This window comes from Halomonas sp. DP5N14-9 (genome assembly GCF_019802175.1).
Lineage (GTDB): Bacteria > Pseudomonadota > Gammaproteobacteria > Pseudomonadales > Halomonadaceae > Halomonas > Halomonas litopenaei.
On the sequence record NZ_JAHVHR010000024.1, the window covers coordinates 213,800 to 233,281 of the forward strand.

General features: G+C 65.2%; 19 protein-coding genes. 17 read left to right on the plus strand and 2 right to left on the minus strand.

Going from position 1 to position 19,482, the window contains the following annotated elements:
• Positions 1-13: 13 nt before the first annotated feature.
• The 4 genes from KUW00_RS13945 to murB are packed head-to-tail and all read left to right on the plus strand — an operon-like array spanning position 14 to position 2,521.
• Positions 14-235 (plus strand): Trm112 family protein, encoded by a 222-nt coding sequence (locus KUW00_RS13945; protein ID WP_045993429.1) that lies wholly within the window; start codon positions 14-16, stop codon positions 233-235.
• 14 nt (positions 236-249) lie between these two features.
• Complete coding sequence (kdsB, locus tag KUW00_RS13950) at positions 250-1,029, plus strand: 3-deoxy-manno-octulosonate cytidylyltransferase (RefSeq protein ID WP_213228679.1); 780 nt, start codon at positions 250-252, stop codon at positions 1,027-1,029.
• Between the two features lie 23 nt (positions 1,030-1,052).
• Positions 1,053-1,523 carry a low molecular weight protein-tyrosine-phosphatase gene (locus tag KUW00_RS13955; protein ID WP_213228678.1) on the plus strand — a complete coding sequence of 157 codons (471 nt, stop codon included), beginning with the start codon at positions 1,053-1,055 and terminating at the stop codon, positions 1,521-1,523.
• Between the two features lie 26 nt (positions 1,524-1,549).
• Positions 1,550-2,521: a UDP-N-acetylmuramate dehydrogenase gene (gene murB, locus KUW00_RS13960; protein WP_261392182.1), complete on the plus strand. Its 972-nt coding sequence runs from the start codon at positions 1,550-1,552 to the stop codon at positions 2,519-2,521.
• A gap of 110 nt (positions 2,522-2,631) precedes the next feature.
• Here murB and rne read toward each other — a convergent pair whose 3' ends face one another.
• Positions 2,632-6,270: a ribonuclease E gene (gene rne, locus KUW00_RS13965; protein ID WP_222569334.1), complete on the minus strand. Its 3,639-nt coding sequence runs from the start codon at positions 6,268-6,270 to the stop codon at positions 2,632-2,634.
• A 569-nt stretch (positions 6,271-6,839) separates the two neighbouring features.
• Between rne and KUW00_RS13970 the strand changes: the two genes are divergently transcribed.
• From KUW00_RS13970 to sppA, 4 genes are all read left to right on the plus strand, one after another.
• Positions 6,840-7,787 carry an RluA family pseudouridine synthase gene (locus tag KUW00_RS13970; protein WP_045993400.1) on the plus strand — a complete coding sequence of 316 codons (948 nt, stop codon included), beginning with the start codon at positions 6,840-6,842 and terminating at the stop codon, positions 7,785-7,787.
• Positions 7,788-8,019: 232 nt separating this feature from the next.
• Positions 8,020-9,246: a bifunctional alpha/beta hydrolase/OsmC family protein gene (locus KUW00_RS13975; protein WP_045993401.1), complete on the plus strand. Its 1,227-nt coding sequence runs from the start codon at positions 8,020-8,022 to the stop codon at positions 9,244-9,246.
• A 158-nt stretch (positions 9,247-9,404) separates the two neighbouring features.
• Positions 9,405-10,049 carry an HAD-IA family hydrolase gene (locus KUW00_RS13980; RefSeq protein WP_222569335.1) on the plus strand — a complete coding sequence of 215 codons (645 nt, stop codon included), beginning with the start codon at positions 9,405-9,407 and terminating at the stop codon, positions 10,047-10,049.
• Positions 10,050-10,117: 68 nt separating this feature from the next.
• A complete protein-coding gene (gene sppA / locus KUW00_RS13985) occupies positions 10,118-11,302 on the plus strand; it encodes a signal peptide peptidase SppA (protein ID WP_261392183.1) in 1,185 nt (394 codons plus the stop codon).
• Here sppA and KUW00_RS13990 read toward each other — a convergent pair.
• The gene (locus tag KUW00_RS13990; protein ID WP_045993404.1) at positions 11,290-11,910 is read right to left on the minus strand and encodes a Maf family protein; all 621 of its coding nucleotides are present in this window, start codon (positions 11,908-11,910) and stop codon (positions 11,290-11,292) included. The genes sppA and KUW00_RS13990 overlap by 13 nt on opposite strands.
• A 150-nt stretch (positions 11,911-12,060) precedes the next feature.
• On the opposite strand from KUW00_RS13990, the gene KUW00_RS13995 reads away from it, so the two are divergent.
• From KUW00_RS13995 to mltG, 9 genes are all read left to right on the plus strand, one after another.
• Entirely contained in the window at positions 12,061-12,594 is a 534-nt protein-coding gene (locus KUW00_RS13995; protein WP_045993405.1) for a YceD family protein, read from the plus strand.
• 25 nt (positions 12,595-12,619) lie between these two features.
• Positions 12,620-12,790: a 50S ribosomal protein L32 gene (gene rpmF, locus KUW00_RS14000; RefSeq protein ID WP_010627954.1), complete on the plus strand. Its 171-nt coding sequence runs from the start codon at positions 12,620-12,622 to the stop codon at positions 12,788-12,790.
• A gap of 34 nt (positions 12,791-12,824) precedes the next feature.
• On the plus strand, positions 12,825-13,898 hold the full coding sequence (gene plsX / locus KUW00_RS14005; RefSeq protein WP_083970469.1) for a phosphate acyltransferase PlsX: 1,074 nt from the start codon (positions 12,825-12,827) through the stop codon (positions 13,896-13,898).
• Positions 13,899-13,907: 9 nt separating this feature from the next.
• Positions 13,908-14,855, plus strand: a complete 948-nt coding sequence (gene fabD / locus KUW00_RS14010) for an ACP S-malonyltransferase (RefSeq protein WP_045993431.1) — start codon at positions 13,908-13,910, stop codon at positions 14,853-14,855.
• A gap of 60 nt (positions 14,856-14,915) precedes the next feature.
• A complete protein-coding gene (gene fabG / locus KUW00_RS14015; protein WP_045993432.1) occupies positions 14,916-15,659 on the plus strand; it encodes a 3-oxoacyl-ACP reductase FabG in 744 nt (247 codons plus the stop codon).
• Between the two features lie 121 nt (positions 15,660-15,780).
• A complete protein-coding gene (gene acpP / locus KUW00_RS14020) occupies positions 15,781-16,014 on the plus strand; it encodes an acyl carrier protein (protein WP_021820799.1) in 234 nt (77 codons plus the stop codon).
• Positions 16,015-16,280: 266 nt separating this feature from the next.
• Positions 16,281-17,519, plus strand: a complete 1,239-nt coding sequence (gene fabF / locus KUW00_RS14025; protein WP_108447679.1) for a beta-ketoacyl-ACP synthase II — start codon at positions 16,281-16,283, stop codon at positions 17,517-17,519.
• A 3-nt stretch (positions 17,520-17,522) separates the two neighbouring features.
• Positions 17,523-18,341: an aminodeoxychorismate lyase gene (gene pabC, locus KUW00_RS14030; protein ID WP_108447680.1), complete on the plus strand. Its 819-nt coding sequence runs from the start codon at positions 17,523-17,525 to the stop codon at positions 18,339-18,341.
• Between the two features lie 106 nt (positions 18,342-18,447).
• On the plus strand, positions 18,448-19,452 hold the full coding sequence (mltG, locus tag KUW00_RS14035) for an endolytic transglycosylase MltG (protein ID WP_108447681.1): 1,005 nt from the start codon (positions 18,448-18,450) through the stop codon (positions 19,450-19,452).
• The last annotated feature ends 30 nt before the right edge of the window (positions 19,453-19,482 follow it).

Sequence of the window (19,482 nt, forward strand, 5' to 3'; positions counted from 1 at the left end):
AGGAGAAACGATGATGGACAAGGAACTACTGGCGATGCTGGTGTGCCCCCAGTGCCAGGGCAAGCTGCGCTACGACCGCGATGCCGGCGAGCTGTGCTGCCAGTTCGATGGCCTGGCCTATCCGATCCGTGACGGCATCCCGGTGATGCTGGTCGAGGAGGCGCGGGTCATGGAGGTCGACGAGACCCTCAAGACCAACCCCGGGCGGGGCGCCTCCAGCACGGACCAGACGTGAAGGAGCGCTAGCCGATGCAGGATTTTATCGTTGTCATACCGGCGCGTTACGGCTCGAGTCGTCTGCCCGGAAAGCCGCTGGCAGATATCGCCGGCCGCCCCATGGTCGCCCGGGTCTGGGATCAGGCCCGGCGCTCCTCGGCGAGTCGAGTGGTGATCGCCACCGACGATGCGCGCATCGAAAGCGTGATGCTCGAGCTGGGCGCCGAGGTGGTGATGACCCGCGAGGACCATACCACCGGGACCGATCGGCTGGCGGAGGTGGTCGAGCGCCTGGCGCTGCCGGACGAGGCGGTGCTGGTTAACGTCCAGGGGGACGAACCGCTGTTGCCGCCCGAACTGATCGATCAGGTGGCGGGGCGGCTGATGCGCGACGAGGGCGCCTCGGTCGCGACCCTGGCCGAGTCCATCGGCGACGTCGATACCTTGTTCAACCCCAATGTGGTCAAGGTAACCCGGGCCGCATCGGGCAGGGCGCTGAGCTTTTCTCGCGCCCCGATGCCCTGGGACCGGGAGGGCTTTCGTGAGCCGCCAGCGCTGCTCACCACCGACGCCTGGCTACGCCATATCGGCCTCTATGCCTATCGAGCGAGCTTTCTGCGGGCCTTCAGCCAGTGGCTGCCGGCTCCCATCGAGCAGCTCGAACAGCTCGAGCAGTTGCGCGCGCTGCACTATGGGCACGCCATCCAGGTGGCGCTGGCCGAGCAGACGCCCGGGGCGGGGGTGGACACCGCCGAGGATCTTGAGCGGGTTCGCGCCCATTTCGCCGGCCAGCAGACGTCGCCGGACCAGTGAAGGCCAACGATCAGGAGACAAGCATGCGGGTACTGTTCGTATGTCTGGGCAATATCTGCCGCTCGCCCACCGCCGAGGGGGTAGTGAGGCAGCGACTCGAGGAGCACGGTCTGGCGGACCGGGTGGTGCTGGATTCCTGCGGCACCGGGCCCTGGCACGTGGGTGAGCCACCGGATGCCCGCGCCCAGCAGGCCGCGTGCAAACGGGGTATCGACCTGTCGGCCCTGCGCGGTCGCCAGCTCGAGGCCGCCGATTTCGAAACATGTGACTACCTGCTGGCGATGGACGCCGACAACCTGAGCGTGCTCGAGCGCCAGGCGCCGGCGAATTGCCAGGCCCATATCGGCCTCTTGATGGAGTTCGCCGGGGAGCCCGGCGTTGCGGTGCCGGACCCCTACTACGAGGGCGGCTTCGATGGTGTCTACGCGATGATCGAGCGTGCCGCCGATGGCCTGGTGGCCACCTTGTCGCAGCGTCTGGGGGCGTCGTCTTGAGGCCCGTCATAGGCCTCGATCAGGACTTGACCCGAGCCAACACCCTGGGGCTGCCCTGTGTCGCCGAAGAGGTCGTCGACGTCTTCAGTCGTGATCAGCTCGCCTCCCTGATCAGGCAGGTCGGAGACCGCCGATTGACCCTGCTCTCCGGCGGCAGCAATCTGATTCTGCCCGACTATCTGCCGGGGATGACGCTGCGACCGCGGCTCGATTACTGGTGGGTCGAGCGGCGCGGACAGGATGCGTTGGTGCATGTCGGTGCCGGGGTCAACTGGCATCGACTGGTCATGGCGCTGGCGTCGAAGGGGTGGTGGGGCATCGAGAATCTGGCGCTGATACCCGGGCACTGTGGTGCGGCACCGGTACAGAACATCGGTGCCTATGGGGTCGAACTGGCCGATGTGCTTGAGTCGGTGACCCTGGTCCATCGCGACAGTGGTGCGGTGGAAAGCTTGCCGGCTGGTGCCTGTGGCTTCGGCTATCGGGAGAGCCGCTTCAAGGGGGAGTGGGACGGCAAGGTCATCATCACCGACCTCACCTTGAGGGTCAGCCGTCACGGCGCGCCGAAGCTTGGCTACGGCGATCTGGCGTCCCGGGTGGGGGAGGCCCCCGCTCCTCTGGCGGTGGCCGAGGCGGTCTGCCAGGTGCGCCGCGAGAAGCTGCCCGACCCCGAGCAGCTCGGCAATGCCGGCAGCTTCTTCAAGAATCCTGTGGTCGAGGCAGCGCGTGCCGGGGCACTGCGCGAGCGCTATCCGGGTATGCCGGCCTATGAGCTGGAAGACGGACGGGTAAAGCTGGCGGCGGGGTGGCTGATCGATCAGTGCGGCCTCAAGGGCTGGCGACAGGGTCACTTTGGCGTCCATGATCGTCAGGCGCTGGTGCTGGTGCACCACGGTGGCGGCAATGCCACGGAATTGCTGGCGTTCGCCGACCAGGTGTCGGCGCGGGTCGCCGAACGCTTCGGTGTGACGCTCGAACGAGAGCCGCGCCTGGCCTGATTTGTAGCACCTGACTTGGCCGGCGCCGAAGGCGCTGTGTGAGTATCGAAAGCGCATAAATGAAAACGCCCGCGTCCTTGGACGCGGGCGTTTTGCTTTCCGGCGAGTGATCAGCTGTTGTGGCCGTCACTTGCCTTTTCGGCCTCGAGCTTGCGACGCTCGCGCGGGTCGTTGTGGGCCCGGCGACGGCGACGGCGGCGAGGCGCCTGGCCATCATCAGTGGCGCCACTCAAGGCGTCGTCTTCGGCCTTGGCTTCTGTCTTGGCTTCTGTCTTGGCTTCTGTCTTGGCGTCGTCGGCCTTGGCGTCAGTCTTGGGCGCCTCGGCTTTCTCTTCCGCCTTGGCATCGGCCTTGGGTGCCTCCGCTTTCTCTGCAGCTTTCGCTACGGCTTTCTCTGCAGGTTGGGCGTCAGCCTTGGGAGTCTCGGCCTTGGGGGCGTCAGCCTTGGGAGTCTCGGCCTTGGGAGTCTCAGCCTTGGGAGTCTCGGCCTTTGGCGTCTCGGCCTTTGGCGTCTCGGCCTTGGGGACCTCAGCCTTGGCTTCGGCTTTCGGCTCGGCTTTCTCGTCAGCTTTCTCTGCAGGCTTGGTGTCAGCCTTGGGGGCCTCAGTCTTGGGAGCCTCGGGCTTGGGAGCCTCAGCCTTGGCTTCGGCTTTCGGTTCGGCTTTCTCTGCAGGCTGCGCGTCAGCCTTGGGAGTCTCGGCCTTGGCTTCGGCTTTCGGCTCGGCTTTCTCTCCAGGCTGGGCGTCAGCCTTGGGAGCCTTGGCTGCAGCTTCAGGCTGGGCGTCAGCCTTGGGAACCTCGGCCTTGGCTTCGGTCTTCGGCTCGTCCTTCTCTACGGGCTTGGCGTCGTCCGACTTGGGAGTCTCGGCGTTGGCGACGGCCTTGTCGTCAGCCTTGGGAGCCTCGGCTTTGGCACCGGCCTTGGCGTCAGCCTTGGCAGTCTCGGCTTTGGCATCGGGCTTGGCGTCAGCCTTGGGGGCCTCGGCTTTGGCGTCGGCCTTGTCGTCAGCCTTGAGAGCCTCGGCTTTGGCATCGGCCTTGGCGTCAGCCTTGGGGGCTTCAGTCTTGGAGGCTTCGGCCTTGGCGTCAGCCTTGGGGGCTTCGGCCTTGGCTTCGGCTCTTGTTTCGGCTTTTGCTTCAGGCTTGGTCTGTTCGGCCGTAGCTTCCGCAGCGCTTGCCTGGCCCGCATCGGGCTGAGCTTCCTGAGCCGCGGCCGCGGCCGCGGCCGCTTCCGCCTGCAGGCGTTGCTGCTCTTTCAGCGCCTCGGGGTTGATGGCCTGCTTGCGGCTGCGGTTGCGCGGATTGTTGCGGGTGCGCTTGGGCTTGCTGTCCTTGGCAGCATCGCTGCTGCCAGCATCTGCCTGCTGCGTTTCACCGCGGCTGGCCGAACGGGGCGACTTGTTGTCGTCGCTCTTGCGGCTATCCGGCTGGCGGTTTTCCTGCTGACGACCCTCCTGCTGACGACCCTCTTGCTGACGTCCTTCAGCCTGGCGGTTGTCCTGCTGACGATTGTCGTCGCGGCGAGAGCGCTGGCGGTTGTCGTTGCCGTCATTTCTGTCGGCTCGAGTGTCTGCCTTGCTGTCGGTGCGTGCGTCGTTTCGAGTCTCGCTGCGAGCGTCGGTGCGGCCGTCGCTCTTGGCGGCCGGCTGACGGCGATCCTGCTGGCGACGGTCCTGGCTGTTGCCATCGCTACGGTTGGATCTATTGGTGCTCTGACGCTGGCCGTTCTGGCTGCCACCACGGCGATTGCGCTGGCGCGTGTCGCTACCGCGCTGCTGGCCGTTGTCGCTGCGCTGTTGGGCGCCGCGCTGAGCATTGTCGTCGCGACTCGAGGACTGAGTGCGAGTGCTGCTCGAGCCTTGGCTGCCGCTCGCGGCGCCGTTACTGGTTTCTTCCTCGCCGCCGAGGAAGCGAGCGAAGCCCTTGACCAGTCGACCGAACAGGCCGGCGTTCTGAACCGCCTGACGAGACTCTGCGGGGCTCTGACGGCCTGACTGGCGATTAGCCTGAGGGCTGCTCTGCCTGCGGCTGGACGACGAGGCCTGGCGACCGGATTGAGCGCCCTGAGCGCTGGGCTGACGACTGGGCTGTGCGGGCTTGTCCTCGCTGGCGGCCTCTTCCTGGCTCAAGGAAGCGGGGGCAGGGGCGTTGTGGACCACGCTCTTGACCGCGGCTTCGGCGCGTTGCACCGGCTTGCCGAAGGCGGCGTCGGGCTCCTTGCCGACCTCGGTGTCGGTGGACAGCTCGAAACTGGAGGCGTTGGCGGTGCCTTCCTCGTCGACGTGGTCGTCGCGCAGACGCTGGACGTCGTAGTGGGGGGTGTCCATGTCCGGGCTTGGCAGGATGACCACGCGGACGCCCTGGCGACGCTCGATATCGGCCAGGATGGCGCGCTTCTCGTTAAGCAGATAGGTAGCGACAGGCACCGGCAGGATGGCGCGGATCTGAGCGCTGCGCTCCTTCATGGCCTCTTCTTCGATCAGGCGCATGACCGACAGCGAGAGCGAACGCACGTCACGGATGGTGCCCTGGCCGTCACAGCGGGGGCATACCACGCCGCTGGTTTCGCCGAGGGACGGGCGCAGACGCTGACGCGACATTTCCATCAGGCCAAAGCGCGAAATACGGCCGATCTGTACCCGGGCACGGTCGAGCTTGAGGGCGTCGCGAGCGCGGTTTTCGACCTCGCGCTGGTTGCGTGCTGGCCCCATGTCGATGAAGTCGATGACCACCAGGCCGCCGATGTCACGCAGGCGCAACTGGCGAGCGATCTCGTCGGCCGCCTCCAGATTGGTCTGCAGCGCAGTCTCTTCGATGTCACTGCCGCGTGTCGCTCGCGCCGAGTTGATGTCGATGGACACCAGTGCCTCGGTGTGGTCGATCACGATGGAGCCGCCGGAGGGCAGCTTCACTTCACGCTCGTAGGCGGTCTCGATCTGCGACTCGATCTGGAAGCGCGAGAACAGCGGCACCTCGTCGGCGTACAGCTTGATCTTCTGCTGGTAGGACGGCATCACCTGGCGAATGAAGGCCAGCGCCTCTTGGTGCACCTCGGGGCTGTCGATCAGTACCTCGCCGATATCCTGGCGCAGGTAGTCGCGCATGGCGCGAATGATGACATTGGACTCGCGGTAGATCAGGAAGGGGGCGGCGCGCTTGCCGGCTTCCTCGGTGATGGATTCCCACACCTGTACCAGGTAGTCGAGGTCCCACTGCAGCTCTTCGGGCGACCGACCGATACCGGCGGTGCGCACGATCAGGCCCATCTTGTCGGGCACGCTGAGCTGGCCCATGGCTTCCTTCAGCTGGGCGCGTTCCTCGCCCTCGATGCGACGCGAGATGCCGCCTGCGCGGGCGTTGTTGGGCATCAGCACCAGGAAGCGACCGGCCAGGCTGACAAAGGTGGTCAGGGCGGCGCCCTTGTTGCCACGCTCTTCCTTGTCGACCTGAACGATGACTTCCTGACCTTCCTTCAGTACTTCCTTGATGCTGGGGCGGCCGGAAGGCTCCTTGACGAAGTACTCGCGAGCAATTTCCTTGAGGGGCAGAAAACCGTGGCGTTCGGCGCCGAAATCGACAAAGGCGGCTTCGAGGGAGGGTTCCACGCGGGTGATCTTGCCGCGATAGATATTGGCTTTTTTCTGTTCCCTGGCACCGGATTCGATGTCCAGGTCGTACAGGCGTTGTCCATCCACCAGGGCGACACGCAGCTCTTCGGGCTGGGTCGCGTTGATGAGCATCCGTTTCATGTTGTCTCGCAATATGGGCGCGCCGGAGGGCGCCCATGGGCAACGGCAAGGGTGAACCGTTGGTGCAGCGTGCTTGTGCTCAGCGCATGTCGCGGAAGCTGCGCCCGGCCGCGACGTTACTTCATCAGGAACGTCACGGCATGATCATGTTGAGTACGGGGCGGAGGGAGGACGTGTCTCGGTGGGGCCTTGCCCATCCGGTCCTGCCGTCACCGCCAACACCTGGCATTCATCGATTCACCGCTGCCGGCCTCCGGCACGGTGTTGTACGTCTCCCGGCGACGGCCCACCCCTTCGGAAAGGTATCCAGCTGGGGTGGGGCGCGCCGGGCTCGGTGTTGTCACTTGACATCGGCGGCGGGACCTCTGTGGGTCGTCGCGGCCTCTGTGGCAAACGCTGTGTCAGTCACGTTTCGCTCGGGCCTGCGTGTCTAGTCGTGCAGGCGCTTGCAGGGGTCAATCGGACCCGGGGAGCGAACAAGCAATATAACAGCAATGCCAGGGGTCAGCAATTGGCGACAAGCTGCGCTAGAATGGCGCTTTATTGCGGGTTTCGAGTGGGGTGACAGCGTGGCCGAAGGGCGTGAAGTGCAGTGGGTGGAAGTGACCGAAGGCCAGGTCGGCCAGCGCGTCGACAATTTTCTGATGAGTCGCCTCAAGGGCGCCCCCCGTTCGCTGGTGTATCGCATCGTGCGCAAGGGTGAGGTGCGCGTGAACAAGAAGCGGGTCAAGGCGGATACCCGTCTGGCGCTTGGAGACCTGGTGCGTATTCCCCCGCTCAAGCTGGCACCGCAGGAGGCAGTGCGCGAGGTCAGCGATAATCTGCGTAATCTGCTGGCCGGCAGCGTGCTGCTGGAAGGGCCTGACTGGATGGTCTTGAACAAGCCGTCGGGACTGGCGGTGCACGGCGGCAGTGGTGTCAAGATCGGACTGATCGAGGCGCTGCGGCAGGTGCGCGAGGACCTGGACTTCCTGGAGCTGGTGCATCGGCTGGATCGGGATACTTCAGGGTGTCTGCTGCTGGCCAAGTCCCGGCCGGCGCTGCTTGCGCTGAACCAGTCGCTCAAGCAGCACAAGATGAACAAGCAGTATCTGGCGCTGGTGGCAGGCCGCTGGCCAGCCCGTCGGGATTTCGTCAGTGCCCGCCTGGATCGCTACGACGCCGGCAACGGCGAGCGTCGAGTCAGGGTCGATCCGCAGGGCAAGGTGGCTCGGACCCGCTTTGGTGTGCGTGAGACCTTTGCCGGTGCAACCCTGGTGGAGGCGGAGCCGATCACCGGGCGTACCCATCAGATTCGCGTCCACGCTGCCCACGCCGGACACGTGCTGTTGGGCGACGACAAGTACGGTACCCGAGAGGGCGCTCGCCTCGGGCGCGAACTGGGGCTGGATCGCCTGTTTCTGCATGCTGCCTCGCTGACCTTCCCCGAGCCGACCAGTCAGCGGCCGGTGCAGATTCGCGCTCCCCTCGACGATGCCCTGGAAACTGTGCTCGACAAGGCTCGGCGGCGACAGTGAAAGATGTCGCCTGCGGCCTTGCCTGGTGCCGGCCTTGTGGCAAGAAAGACTGAAATTACAGTGCGCTAAATGAGCAAGTGTGGGTGAATCGCTGTGTCTGGCGGACATGGTGAGCCCGCGCCGGGCAGGCGAGCCAGGTTGCCAAACGATCGTCCTCGGCCAAGGATTCAGGTAAGGCATCGGCGGTTTGTGCCGGCGATGCGCCCATGAGTCTTCGGAGGGTAGGACGGTCATGCGTGTCATCAGCGAAAGAGAACAGTTTCCCGGTCACGACGGCAACCAGCTGGCGGCGAGGTTCGACCGGCCGGAGGTGGGTGAGCCCCAGGCGGTGGCGATCTTCGCCCATTGCTTTACCTGTACCAAGGATATCCTCGCCGCCAAGCGTATCGCGGCACGACTGGTGTCGCGGGGCGTGGCGGTACTGCGCTTCGATTTCACCGGTCTTGGTCATTCCGAGGGTGAGTTCGCCAATACCCATTTCAGCTCCAACGTGGATGACCTGGTGGCCGCCGCCAAGCATCTCGAGGGGCGTGGGCTGTCACCGTCTCTGCTGGTCGGTCATTCGCTGGGCGGTGCGGCGGTGATCGCCGCCGCCGAGCGACTGCCCGGGGTCAAGGCGGTGGCCACCGTCGGGGCGCCTTACGACCCGGCTCATGTAGTGCACAATTTCGGCTCGAACCTCGACGTCATCGAACGCGAAGGGGAGGCCGAGCTGGTCCTGGCAGGCCGTCCCTTTACCATCCGCAAGGCCTTTATCGAGGATCTCCAGAGTCAGCGTCAGCACGAGCGCATCGAGAACCTGGGGCGTCCGCTGCTGGTGCTGCACGCGCCCAACGACGAAACGGTGGAGATCGAAAACGCCTCGGCCATCTTCACCGCCGCTCGTCATCCCAGAAGCTTTGTTTCGCTGGATGACGCCGATCATCTGCTGACCCGGCCCCAGGACGCCGAGTACGCCGCCGAGGTCATCGTCGGCTGGGCGTCGCGCTATCTGGGCCTGGAGGCGCCGAAGCCCCCCGCGGGAGCGCCTGAAGGCGTCACCCGAGTATCCGAAGCCGATCCTGCAGGTTTTCGTCAGGACGTGGTCGCGGGTGCGCACCACCTGCTGGCCGACGAGCCGCTTTCCTACGGTGGGACCAATCTCGGTTTTACGCCGTACCAGTTGCTGGCGGCGGCGCTCGGCTCCTGCACGGCGATGACCGTGCGCAGCTACGCCAGGCGCAAGAAGCTTCCGCTCGATGATGTCACCGTGGACGTCTCCCATGACAAGATTCACGCCAAGGATTGTGGCGAGTGCGAGGCGACCAGTGGCAAAATCGACCACTTCGAACGTGTCCTTTTCCTGACGGGGGATCTCGACCAGGAAGCCCGCGACAAGCTTTTGGCCATCGCTGACCTGTGTCCGGTGCATCTGACGCTGGAGGGCAAGGCCAGGGTGGTGACTCGGCTGGCCGACTAGCCCTGGCGGGCGCATGCCGCTGTCACTGCTAGTCGTGGCGTCTGGTTCTCTGATGCTGCGCCGAGCCGGCCTGCGTGCTTGAGTGACCCATCATCGGGGAAGAGGCATTTATCCATGGGCGATGGCGTGGACGCCGTCGTCTCTCGAGGAGTTGTCTCTTGCGCTATGACCTGACCATCTTTGACTGGGATGGCACCCTGATGGATTCCATCGCCCGGATCGTATCCTGCATGCAGGCCGCTGGCCGCGAGGCCGAGTGGGGCGAGCTGGGGGAGGGAGAGATTCGCGATATCATCGGTCTCGGTCTGCCGGAAGCCATCGCCACACTGTGTCCGGGTATCCAGCCGGAGCAGGCCGAGCGTTTGAAGGCACGCTATGCCTGGCACTTCGTCGAGGGTGATGCCACCCCGGTCACCTTCTACCCCGGCGTCGAGGCAGGGCTGGCCTCGCTGGCCTCGACCTCGGTGCTGGCCGTGGCCACCGGCAAGAGCCGTCGCGGGCTCGATCGTATCTTCCGCCAGAGCGACACCGGTCGCTTCTTTCGTGCCAGTCGTACCGCCGACGAGACGCGTTCCAAGCCGGATCCCCTGATGCTGGTCGAGCTGCTCGAAGAGTGCGGCGTCGACGCCTCCCGCGCCGTCATGATCGGCGATACCGAGTACGATATGGAGATGGCGCGTGCCATCGGCATGCCGCGCATCGCTGTCTCGTATGGTGTGCACGATGTGCAGCGGCTGTCGCGCAGTGAGCCGCTGCTGGTGGCGGATCGCTTCGATCAGGTGCTGGATCACCTGGCTGGCTGAATCGCGTCGATCGTCTGGCAAATCGTTTTCTATTCCTGGTTGTCGCCAGGCTTGCAAGGAGTGGTGGGATGTCGGATACCCCCAAGGATGACCCCTGGACCCAGGGGGAGATGTCGTCTTCCAGCGGCAAGGGAGCGGCTGCGGCAGCCGGCGGTAGTGGGCCGGACAAGAGCGGCGGCAGCGGGTCGGCTGAACCCGGTGGCAACGGGCCGGTTGGATCGTCCGGCGGCAGCGGGCCGGTTGGATCGGGCGGCGGCAGCGGGCCGGCTGAATCGTCCGGCGACAGCGCCGAAGTATTGCGGGAGCGCCAGCGCCTTGCCCAGATCGAGAGCATGGACCGCTGGATCCAGAGCGTACTGGTCGAGCAGCGGCGCAGTCGGCGCTGGAAGCTGTTCTTTCGTTTCGCCTGGCTGGCGCTGCTGCTGGGAGTGGCGGCGCTGGTGGGCTTTGCACTGCTGATGGTGCCTGGCGATGAGCGAGAGCAGGCCAGGCATCTTGGGGTGGTCAAGGTCGACGGTGTGATCGATAGCGAGTCGCCGGCCAACGCCGAGCGCCTGATCGAAGGTATCGAAGCCGCCTGGGAGTCGCCCAGCAGCGCCGCGGTGGTATTGCATATCAACAGTCCGGGCGGCAGTCCGGTGCAGTCCCAGCGGGTCTACAAGGCGGTGATGGCCCTGCGCGAGCGCGGCGACAAGCCGATCGTCGCGGTGGTCGAGGACCTGGGGGCCAGCGGCGCCTATTACATGGCGTCTGCGGCGGACGAGATTGTCGCTGCGCCGTCCAGTCTGGTCGGCTCTATCGGCGTCATCTACGCCGGCTTCGGGCTGGAGGGGGCCATCGATGAGCTGGGTGTGGAGCGGCGCGTCTTCACCGCAGGCGACAACAAGGCCTTTCTCGATCCCTTCTCCGAGATGCGTCCCGAGCAGCAGGCCTTCTGGCAAGAGGTGCTGGATACGACCCATCAGCAGTTCATCGATGCGGTCAAGGCAGGGCGCGGTGATCGTCTGGCCGATGATCCCCGGATCTTCAGCGGCCTGATCTGGACTGGAGAGCAGGCGCTGGAGCTGGGCCTGGTGGATCGCCTGGGTACCCTGGACGAAGAGGCCCATGAATGGCTCGACCAGCCGCGAATAAAAGACTACACCCCATCCCAGGACCCCTTCGACCGCCTGGCTCGGCGCTTCGGTGTGGGCGTGGCCCAGTGGATGGGGCTGCCCCAGGCGTCATCGCCGGTGCGTTATCAGTTGCCCTGATCGCCGTTCGCGACATCGGTGGCGGATGCCGCCAGGGGGTCGGCGCCAGCCTCGCGCAGCCACCGGCACAGCAGAATCAGAGGGAGGCCGATCAGGCTGTTCGGGTCGTCACCCTCCAGGCGCTCGAACAGGGTGATGCCGAGGCCCTCCATGCGAAAGCTGCCAGCGCACTGAAGCGGCTGCTCGCGGGCGACGTAGGTGCTGATCTCGGTGTCGGTGAGACGACGAAAGACCACGTCATAGTGCTGGTAGCCGACCCAATGGCGATGCTCGGCGGTGTCGAGCAGCGCCAGTCCGGTGACAAAACGCACCCGTTGCCCCGAGAAGGCTCGCAGTTGTGCGCAGGCGCGCTCCTGGGTGTGGGGCTTGCCCAGGATCTGGTCGTCGAACAGGGCTACTTGGTCGGAGCCGATGATCAGGTGGCGCGAGTAGGCGTCGGCCAGCGCTTCGGCCTTGGTCAGCGACAGCCGCTGCACCAGTGATGTGGGCGTCTCGTCCGTGCGGCGAGTCTCGTCGATGTCCGGGCTCGCCCAGGAGAAGGGCAGGCCCAGCCGTTCAAGCAGTTCGCGGCGCCAGGGTGAGCTGGAGGCAAGCACCAGTGGGGTCATGCGTCCTTCCTTGCAATGTGTGGAGTCGTGTCGGGGAGGCCCGCTATGGGCAGGTTGTGCTCGTCGGGTTCGAGCGGATCCCGGGACATGGTAACCTATTGAGCACAGGGCTTTGACAGGGGCGGAGCGAGTGCCTATCATTGCGCGCCTATGTTGACCTCACGATTGCCCGGCCGGGTCGAGCCCTACAAGCTCGCCGCCCAAGCCGAACACCTCGAAGGCCTGGTGGCGCTGGCCGACATGAGCCGCCTGACCGAAGAGGTCGGCGCTCAACAGGGCGATGCCAGCGCCTGGCTGGAATTCGCCATCGACGCTCAGGGGCGTCGGGTGATCCGGGGGCGCCTGGAGGCCGATCTGCAGCTGCCGTGTCGCCGCTGCCTCGAGCCCATGGCCCAACATGTCACGAGCGACTTCCTGCTCGGGCTCGTCAGCAGTGACGACCTGGCCGCCGATCTGCCGAGCACCCATGAACCGGTGCTGGTGGAGAATGAACAGCTGGACCTGCTGGGCGTGGTCGAGGATGAACTTATCCTCAGTCTGCCCCAGGTGGTCTACCACGACGAGTCAGAGTGTCCTGTCTCGCGCGACCAGCTGAGCAGCGGGGCGGATGCCGAAGTCTCGGAAGCGCCCTCTGGCAGTCCCTTTGACGTGCTCAAGCGCCTCAAGGGCAACACCGATACCTGATCGATTTTTTGTGGAGTGATTTCCCATGGCAGTTCAGCAGAACCGTAAGACCCGTTCCAAGCGCGGCATGCGTCGTAGCCACGACGCCCTGAGTGCACCGACCCTGTCCCAGGACAAGGAAACCGGCACCACTCACCTGCGTCACCACGTCTCCCCGGACGGTTTCTATCGCGGTCGCAAGGTCGTCGACGTATAAGTTGACGACGCCTCGATAGCGCCTGGCCGCCGGGATGCGGATTGCCGTAGATGCCATGGGCGGGGACAAGGGTCCCCGCGCCACCGTGGCGGGGGCGGCCAGGGCAGTCATCGAGGACCCGCAGCTCGACATTCAGCTGTTTGGCCCTGCGGGCCTGCTGGATGACGAGATTTCACGCCTGCCGCGGCCTCTGGCCGCGGCGGCGTCGCATCTGCACCTGTGTGACGCACCCGATATCATCCCCGCCGATATGCGCGCCTCTCAGGCGCTGCGCCGAGGCCATGCTTCAAGCATGGCTCGCATGCTTGACTGTGTGGCGGCGGGTGAGGCCGATGTCGGCGTCAGTTCCGGCAATACTGGCGCCTTGATGGCGCTGTCGCGCCGCGCCCTTGGCATGGTTCCGGGCGTGCCGCGCCCGGCCATCAGTACCGCGATTCCGACGCGAGGCGACGGACGCTGCTATTTGCTTGATCTGGGTGCCAATGTGGATGTGTCGGCGGAGCGCCTGGTGGACTTCGCCCTGATGGGCGATATCATGGCGCGCCACGTCGACGGTCTGGCGGCTCCGCGGATTGCCCTGCTCAACGTTGGGGTGGAGTCGACCAAAGGCTCCTTGGCGGTACAGCAGGCCGATGCGGCACTGCGCCAGGTGGCCGGGATCGACTATCTTGGCTTTATCGAGGGCGATGGCGTGTTTGCCGGTCAGGCGGACGTCGTGGTCTGTGACGGCTTTGTCGGCAATGTGCTGCTCAAGGCCAGCGAGGGCCTGGCCAAGATGCTGGTCGGTCGCGTCCAGGCGACCTTCGAGGCGCACTGGGGGAGTCGGCTGGTGGGGATGCTGGCCCGTCCAGCGCTCAGACGATTGAAGAGTGAACTGGATCCGGTTCGCTACAACGGCGCCAGCCTGCTGGGGCTGGCGGGTATTGTGATAAAGAGTCATGGCAGCTGTGACGCTCAGGGTTTTTACTACGCCCTGAAGCGCGCCTCCCAGGAGGTCAGCCGTGACTTGCCGAGCCGGCTGGAGGCCGAGCTCGACCATCGTCGTCCATCTTCCGGTCCCTTGTCAGGGGGCAGTGTGGATATGGATGATGGCCAACAAGAGCTATAGGTGATCAAGATGACTCAACCGCTTGCCCTTATCTTCCCTGGGCAGGGGTCGCAACAGGTCGGCATGCTGCGCGATCTGGCCGAACGCTACAGCGTGGTGAGGACGACCTTCGAGGAGGCCTCGGAGGCGCTGGGTTACGACCTGTGGCAGGTGGTCCAGGAAGGTCCTGCGGAGGCGCTCAATGCCACCGCCTGCACCCAGCCGGCACTGTTGGCCTCCAGCGTGGCGATCTGGCGCGTGTGGCAGGAACTCGAGGGCCCGCGCCCCGGTGCCATGGCCGGCCATAGTCTCGGCGAATACAGCGCCATGGTGTGCGCCGGCGCGCTTTCCTTTGCGGAAGGGGTTCGTCTGGTTCGCCTGCGCGGCGAAGCCATGCAGCAGGCCGTGCCGGCCGGGCAGGGCGCCATGGCAGCGATTCTCGGTCTGGACGACGCGGCCGTCGAGCAGGCCTGCGCCAAGGCGGCCGACGGGGACGTGGTCTCTGCTGTCAACTACAATGCTCCCGGGCAGGTGGTGATCGCCGGCAGCAAGGCCGCCGTGGATCGTGCCATCGCCGCCTGTCAGGAGGCCGGGGCCAAGCGCGCGATGCCGTTGCCGGTATCGGTGCCTTCCCACTGTGACCTGATGCGGCCGGCCGCCGAGCGGCTAGAGCAGGCGCTTGGTGATATCGAGCTCAAGGCGCCGCGCTATACCGTGGTGCAGAACGTCGATGCCCAGGCCCATGCCGATGTGGCCACCCTGCGCACTCGCCTGATCGAGCAGCTCTACCAGCCGGTGCGTTGGGTCTCCTGTGTCGAGAAGATGGTCGACGGCGGTGCCGAGGTGTTCATCGAGTGCGGGCCCGGCAAGGTCCTCACCGGCCTCAACAAGCGTATTGCCCGGGGCAGTCGCGGACTGGCGGTGAATGATCCCGACAGTCTCAGTGCAGCCCTTGAGCTGGCTCGCGAGATCAACTGATCGAAAGCCTCCTGGCCCGGCGCTGTGCCGGGCGACAACGACGAAGCAATGGAAGTGACCATGACAACCGAGCCTAGAGTCGCCCTGATTACCGGGGCCAGCCGCGGTATCGGCCGTGCCATCGCCCACGAGCTGGGGCGGCAGGGTCGCATCGTGATCGGCACCGCCACCACCGATGCCGGTGCCGACCGCATCGATGCGGACCTCAAGGAGCAGGGGTTTCAGGGCGCAGGGCGCCGCCTAGATGTCACCGATCCGACCAGCGTCGAAGCACTGCTGAAGTCGATCAATGACGAGTTTGGTGCGCCGACCATCCTGGTCAACAATGCCGGTATCACCCGTGACAATCTGCTGATGCGAATGAAGGAAGATGAGTGGGATGGTGTACTCGACGCCAACCTCAAGTCGGTCTTTCGCCTCAGCAAGGCGTGCCTGCGTGGCATGAGCAAGGCCCGTTGGGGCCGTATCGTATCCGTCAGTTCGGTGGTCGCCACCATGGGCAACGCCGGCCAAAGCAACTATGCTGCCGCCAAGGCGGGCATGGAAGGCTTCACCCGGGCGCTGGCGCGCGAGGTGGCCTCCCGTGCCATCACCGTCAACGCCGTGGCGCCTGGCTTTATTGCCACCGACATGACCCAGGCGCTGTCCGAGGATCAGCAGACGATGCTCAAGGGGCAGGTGCCTCTGGCGCGTCTGGGGCAGCCCGAGGAAATCGCCGCGGCGGTCGGGTTCTTGACCAGCGATAGCGCAGCCTATATCACTGGCGAAACCCTGCACGTCAATGGCGGGATGAACATGCGCTGAATGCGCTTCCTGCGTGTGTTGCGTCGACCCGAAGGGGTCTATAAACTACCCCGCAGTTTACTTGCGGAATTAACCAGCTGGTCATCAGAACGGCTAACGTGAACGACTGGAGTATGTCTAAATGAGCACCATCGAAGAGCGCGTGAAGAAAGTTGTGGCAGAGCGCCTGAACGTCAAGGAAGAAGATATTCAGAACTCCTCTTCCTTCACCGAGGACCTGGGCGCTGATTCCCTGGACACCGTTGAGCTGGTGATGGCGCTGGAAGAGGAATTCGATACCGAAATTCCTGATGAAGAAGCCGAGAAGATTACCACCGTTCAGGAAGCGATCGACTACGTCAACGCCAACCAGTAAGACCGGCTCGGTGTTCCGAGTCAGTCTGCCGGTGGCGGCGATGGCCGCTTGCTGAAAGGCGGGGATGCAATCCCCGCGGAAGCCGTCCTGGTTCGCCAGGGCGGCTTTTGCGTGTCCAGGCCTCGAAGGCAGGGTCCTGTGCCAGCGTTCCCGGTAAAGCCTCGGCGCCGGGGGGAGCACAGCGGCCTGTGTCTCGGGTATAATGCGCGCAACCGACGGTCCTCCACAGTTGGGCCGTAACTTTTTGGATGTCTGGAGGAAAGCTGATGTCTCGTAGAAGGGTAGTGGTGACGGGCCTCGGCCTGGTCACACCGGTGGGCAACACCGTCAAGGAAAGCTGGGACAGCATCCTGGCCGGCAAGAGCGGTGTGGCGCCCATCGAGCACTTCGATGTCAGCGGCTTCAACACGCGCTTCGGCGGTTCGGTGAAGGATTTTGATATCAGCCCCTACCTGAACCCCAAGGATGCCAGGAAGATGGACCTGTTCATCCAGTACGGTATCGCCGCGGGGGCTCAGGCCATCGAGGACGCCGGTATCGAGTGCACCGAGGAAAATGCCGATCGCATCGGCGTGGCCATCGGCTCGGGGATCGGTGGGCTGCCGATGATCGAGCACAACCACAACGCACTCAACAAGAGCGGCGCCCGGCGTATCTCGCCGTTCTTCGTGCCCGGCTCCATCATCAACATGATCTCGGGCAATCTGGCGATTCAGCACGGCTTCCGTGGTCCCAATATCGCCATCACCACCGCCTGCACCACCGGTACCCACAATATCGGCTACAGCGCCCGCACCATCGCTTACGGCGACGCCGACGTGATGGTCTGTGGCGGTGCCGAGATGGCGACCACACCGTTGGGGCTGGGCGGCTTCTCCGCCGCGCGGGCGCTGTCCACCCGCAATGACGATCCCCAGGCGGCCAGCCGCCCCTGGGACAAGGATCGCGACGGCTTCGTGCTGTCCGACGGCGCCGGCGTGGTGGTGCTGGAAGAGTACGAACACGCCAAGGCACGTGGGGCGACCATCTACGCCGAGCTGATCGGTTTCGGCATGAGCGATGATGCCTACCACATGACCCTGCCGCCGGAAGACGGTCGCGGCGCGGCGGCCTCCATGGCCAACGCGATCAAGGACGCCGGCATCGACGCCAGCGAGATCGACTACATCAACGCCCACGGCACCTCGACCGCCGCCGGTGACCTGGCCGAGAGCCGGGCGGTGGAGAAGGTCATGGGCAGCGCCGCCGAAAGCGTTGCGGTCAGCTCCACCAAGTCGATGATCGGCCACCTGCTCGGCGCCGCCGGTGCGGTGGAGGCGGTCTTCAGCATCCTGGCGATTCGTGATCAGGCGCTGCCGCCCACCATCAACCTGGACAATCCCCAGGAAGGGTGCGTGCTCGACTACGTGCCGCATACCGCCCGCGATGCCAAGGTCGACGTGACCCTGTCCAACTCCTTCGGCTTCGGCGGCACCAATGGCACCCTGGTGTTCAAGAAGGCCTGATGGATGAATAGGCCGCCCGAGCCGACATTGCCCCTGAGTGATCGGGGGCTGGCCTACGGCGATGGCCTGTTCGAGACGGTGCTGGTGCGCGATGGCACGCCGCTGTTGTGGTCTGAGCACCTGGCACGACTGCTGAAGGGCTGCCGGGTGCTCGACCTGCCCCCGCCCCGTACAGAGGCCCTGGCATCCGCCCTCGCTGGCGCGGGGCCGGGGCTTGGTGTGCTCAAGCTGGTCTACACCCGGGGCAGCGGTGGACGGGGCTACGCGCCGCCGGCGTCCTCAGACCCCAGGCTTGAGGCGGTGTGGTCGAGCTTCGCACCCGATCAACAGCGTTGGGCAGCCGGGGTCAGGGTGCGTCGCTGCCGCCTGCGCCTGGCACGCCAGCCCGTGCTGGCCGGGATCAAGCATCTGGCCCGCCTCGAGAACGTGCTGGCACGAGCGGAGTGGCGGGATCCCGACATCGCCGAGGGGCTTCTCGAGGATGATCGGGGCCAGCTTGTCGAAGCCACCGCCATGAACGTGTTCTTTCTCGCCCGGGGCGCCGAACAGGTATCGACCCCGCCGCTGGATCAGTGTGGCGTGTCAGGTACCCTGCGGGCCGCCTTGCTGGAACAGGGCGCGGTGGTGGAGGCGCCGTTGCTGGCCGACGAGCTTTCGTCCTGCGAGGCTGTATGGCTTGGCAACAGCGTCCAGGGGGTGTGGCCGGTCGCGCGGCTCGACGACAGCGAAGGGCAGCCCCAGCATGGCTGGGAGCTGAGTGATGTCCATCGCGCCTTTCAGCACCGAGCCCACCGCCTGCTGGGGTATGCCGGGGCCGACTGAGTCACCCGGGCGCTTCCGGCCGGGGTGCCTGCATCCGCTTTGCCGTACTATTCTGACCGCTTCAGACAAGCGCCGTGCGCCGGCGCGACCAGACTAAGGAACTTCCATGCGCACCGCGCTCAAGGTCTTGCTCACTCTTGTCGTCATTGCCGCTATTGGCGGCTACGGCGCTTATCACTATTGGCAGACGCGTCTGCAGGCCCCGATCACCCTCGATGAACCGATGCTCTACGAGGTGCCGCCCGGGGCCGGTTTCAATCGGGTGGTGGATGATCTCGAGGCCCAGGGTGTGCTGGCCGACGCCTGGGCCTTCAAGCTGTTGACGCGAGTGGAGCCTGATCGTGTGCCGTCGCTGAAGGTCGGCGAGTACTCGCTGGAGCCAGGCATGAGTGGCATGCAGGTACTCGATAAGCTCGCCAGCGCCGAGGTGGTCACCTACAGCGTGACCATTCCCGAGGGCTGGACCTTCCAGCAGATGCGCGCGGCCCTGGCCGAGGCCGAGAAGCTGGCCCACGCCAGTGCCGAGATGAGCGACGACGAGATCATGACGGCGCTGGGCCACGAGGGCGAGCATCCGGAAGGGCGCTTCTTCCCCGATACCTACACCTACCACAAGGGGGTGGAGGATCTGGAGATTTTGCGCCAGGCCAATCAGAGCATGGAAGCCCTGCTTGAGGAAGTGTGGGCCGATCGCGCCGAGGATCTGCCCATCGATACGCCGTATGAGGCGCTGATCATGGCCTCGCTGATCGAGCGTGAGACCGGCGCCCCCGAAGAGCGGCGTCAGATTGCCGGGGTGTTCAAGCGCCGCCTGGAGCGTGGCATGCGGCTGCAGACCGATCCAACGGTGATCTACGGCATGGGCGATCGCTTCGAGGGCAATATCACTCGGGCCGACCTGCGCGAGGCCACCCCCTACAACACCTACGTGATCGATGGCCTGCCGCCGACCCCGATCGCATTGCCGGGGCGGGCTGCACTGGAGGCCGCCGTCGACCCAGAGGAGGGCGACACGCTGTACTTCGTCGCCAAGGGAGATGGCACCCACCACTTCTCCCGCACGCTGCGTGAGCACAATAACGCCGTCAATCGTTATATTCGGCGCCGTTGACGCGGACGTCTCCCGAACCAGGAGTGGTAT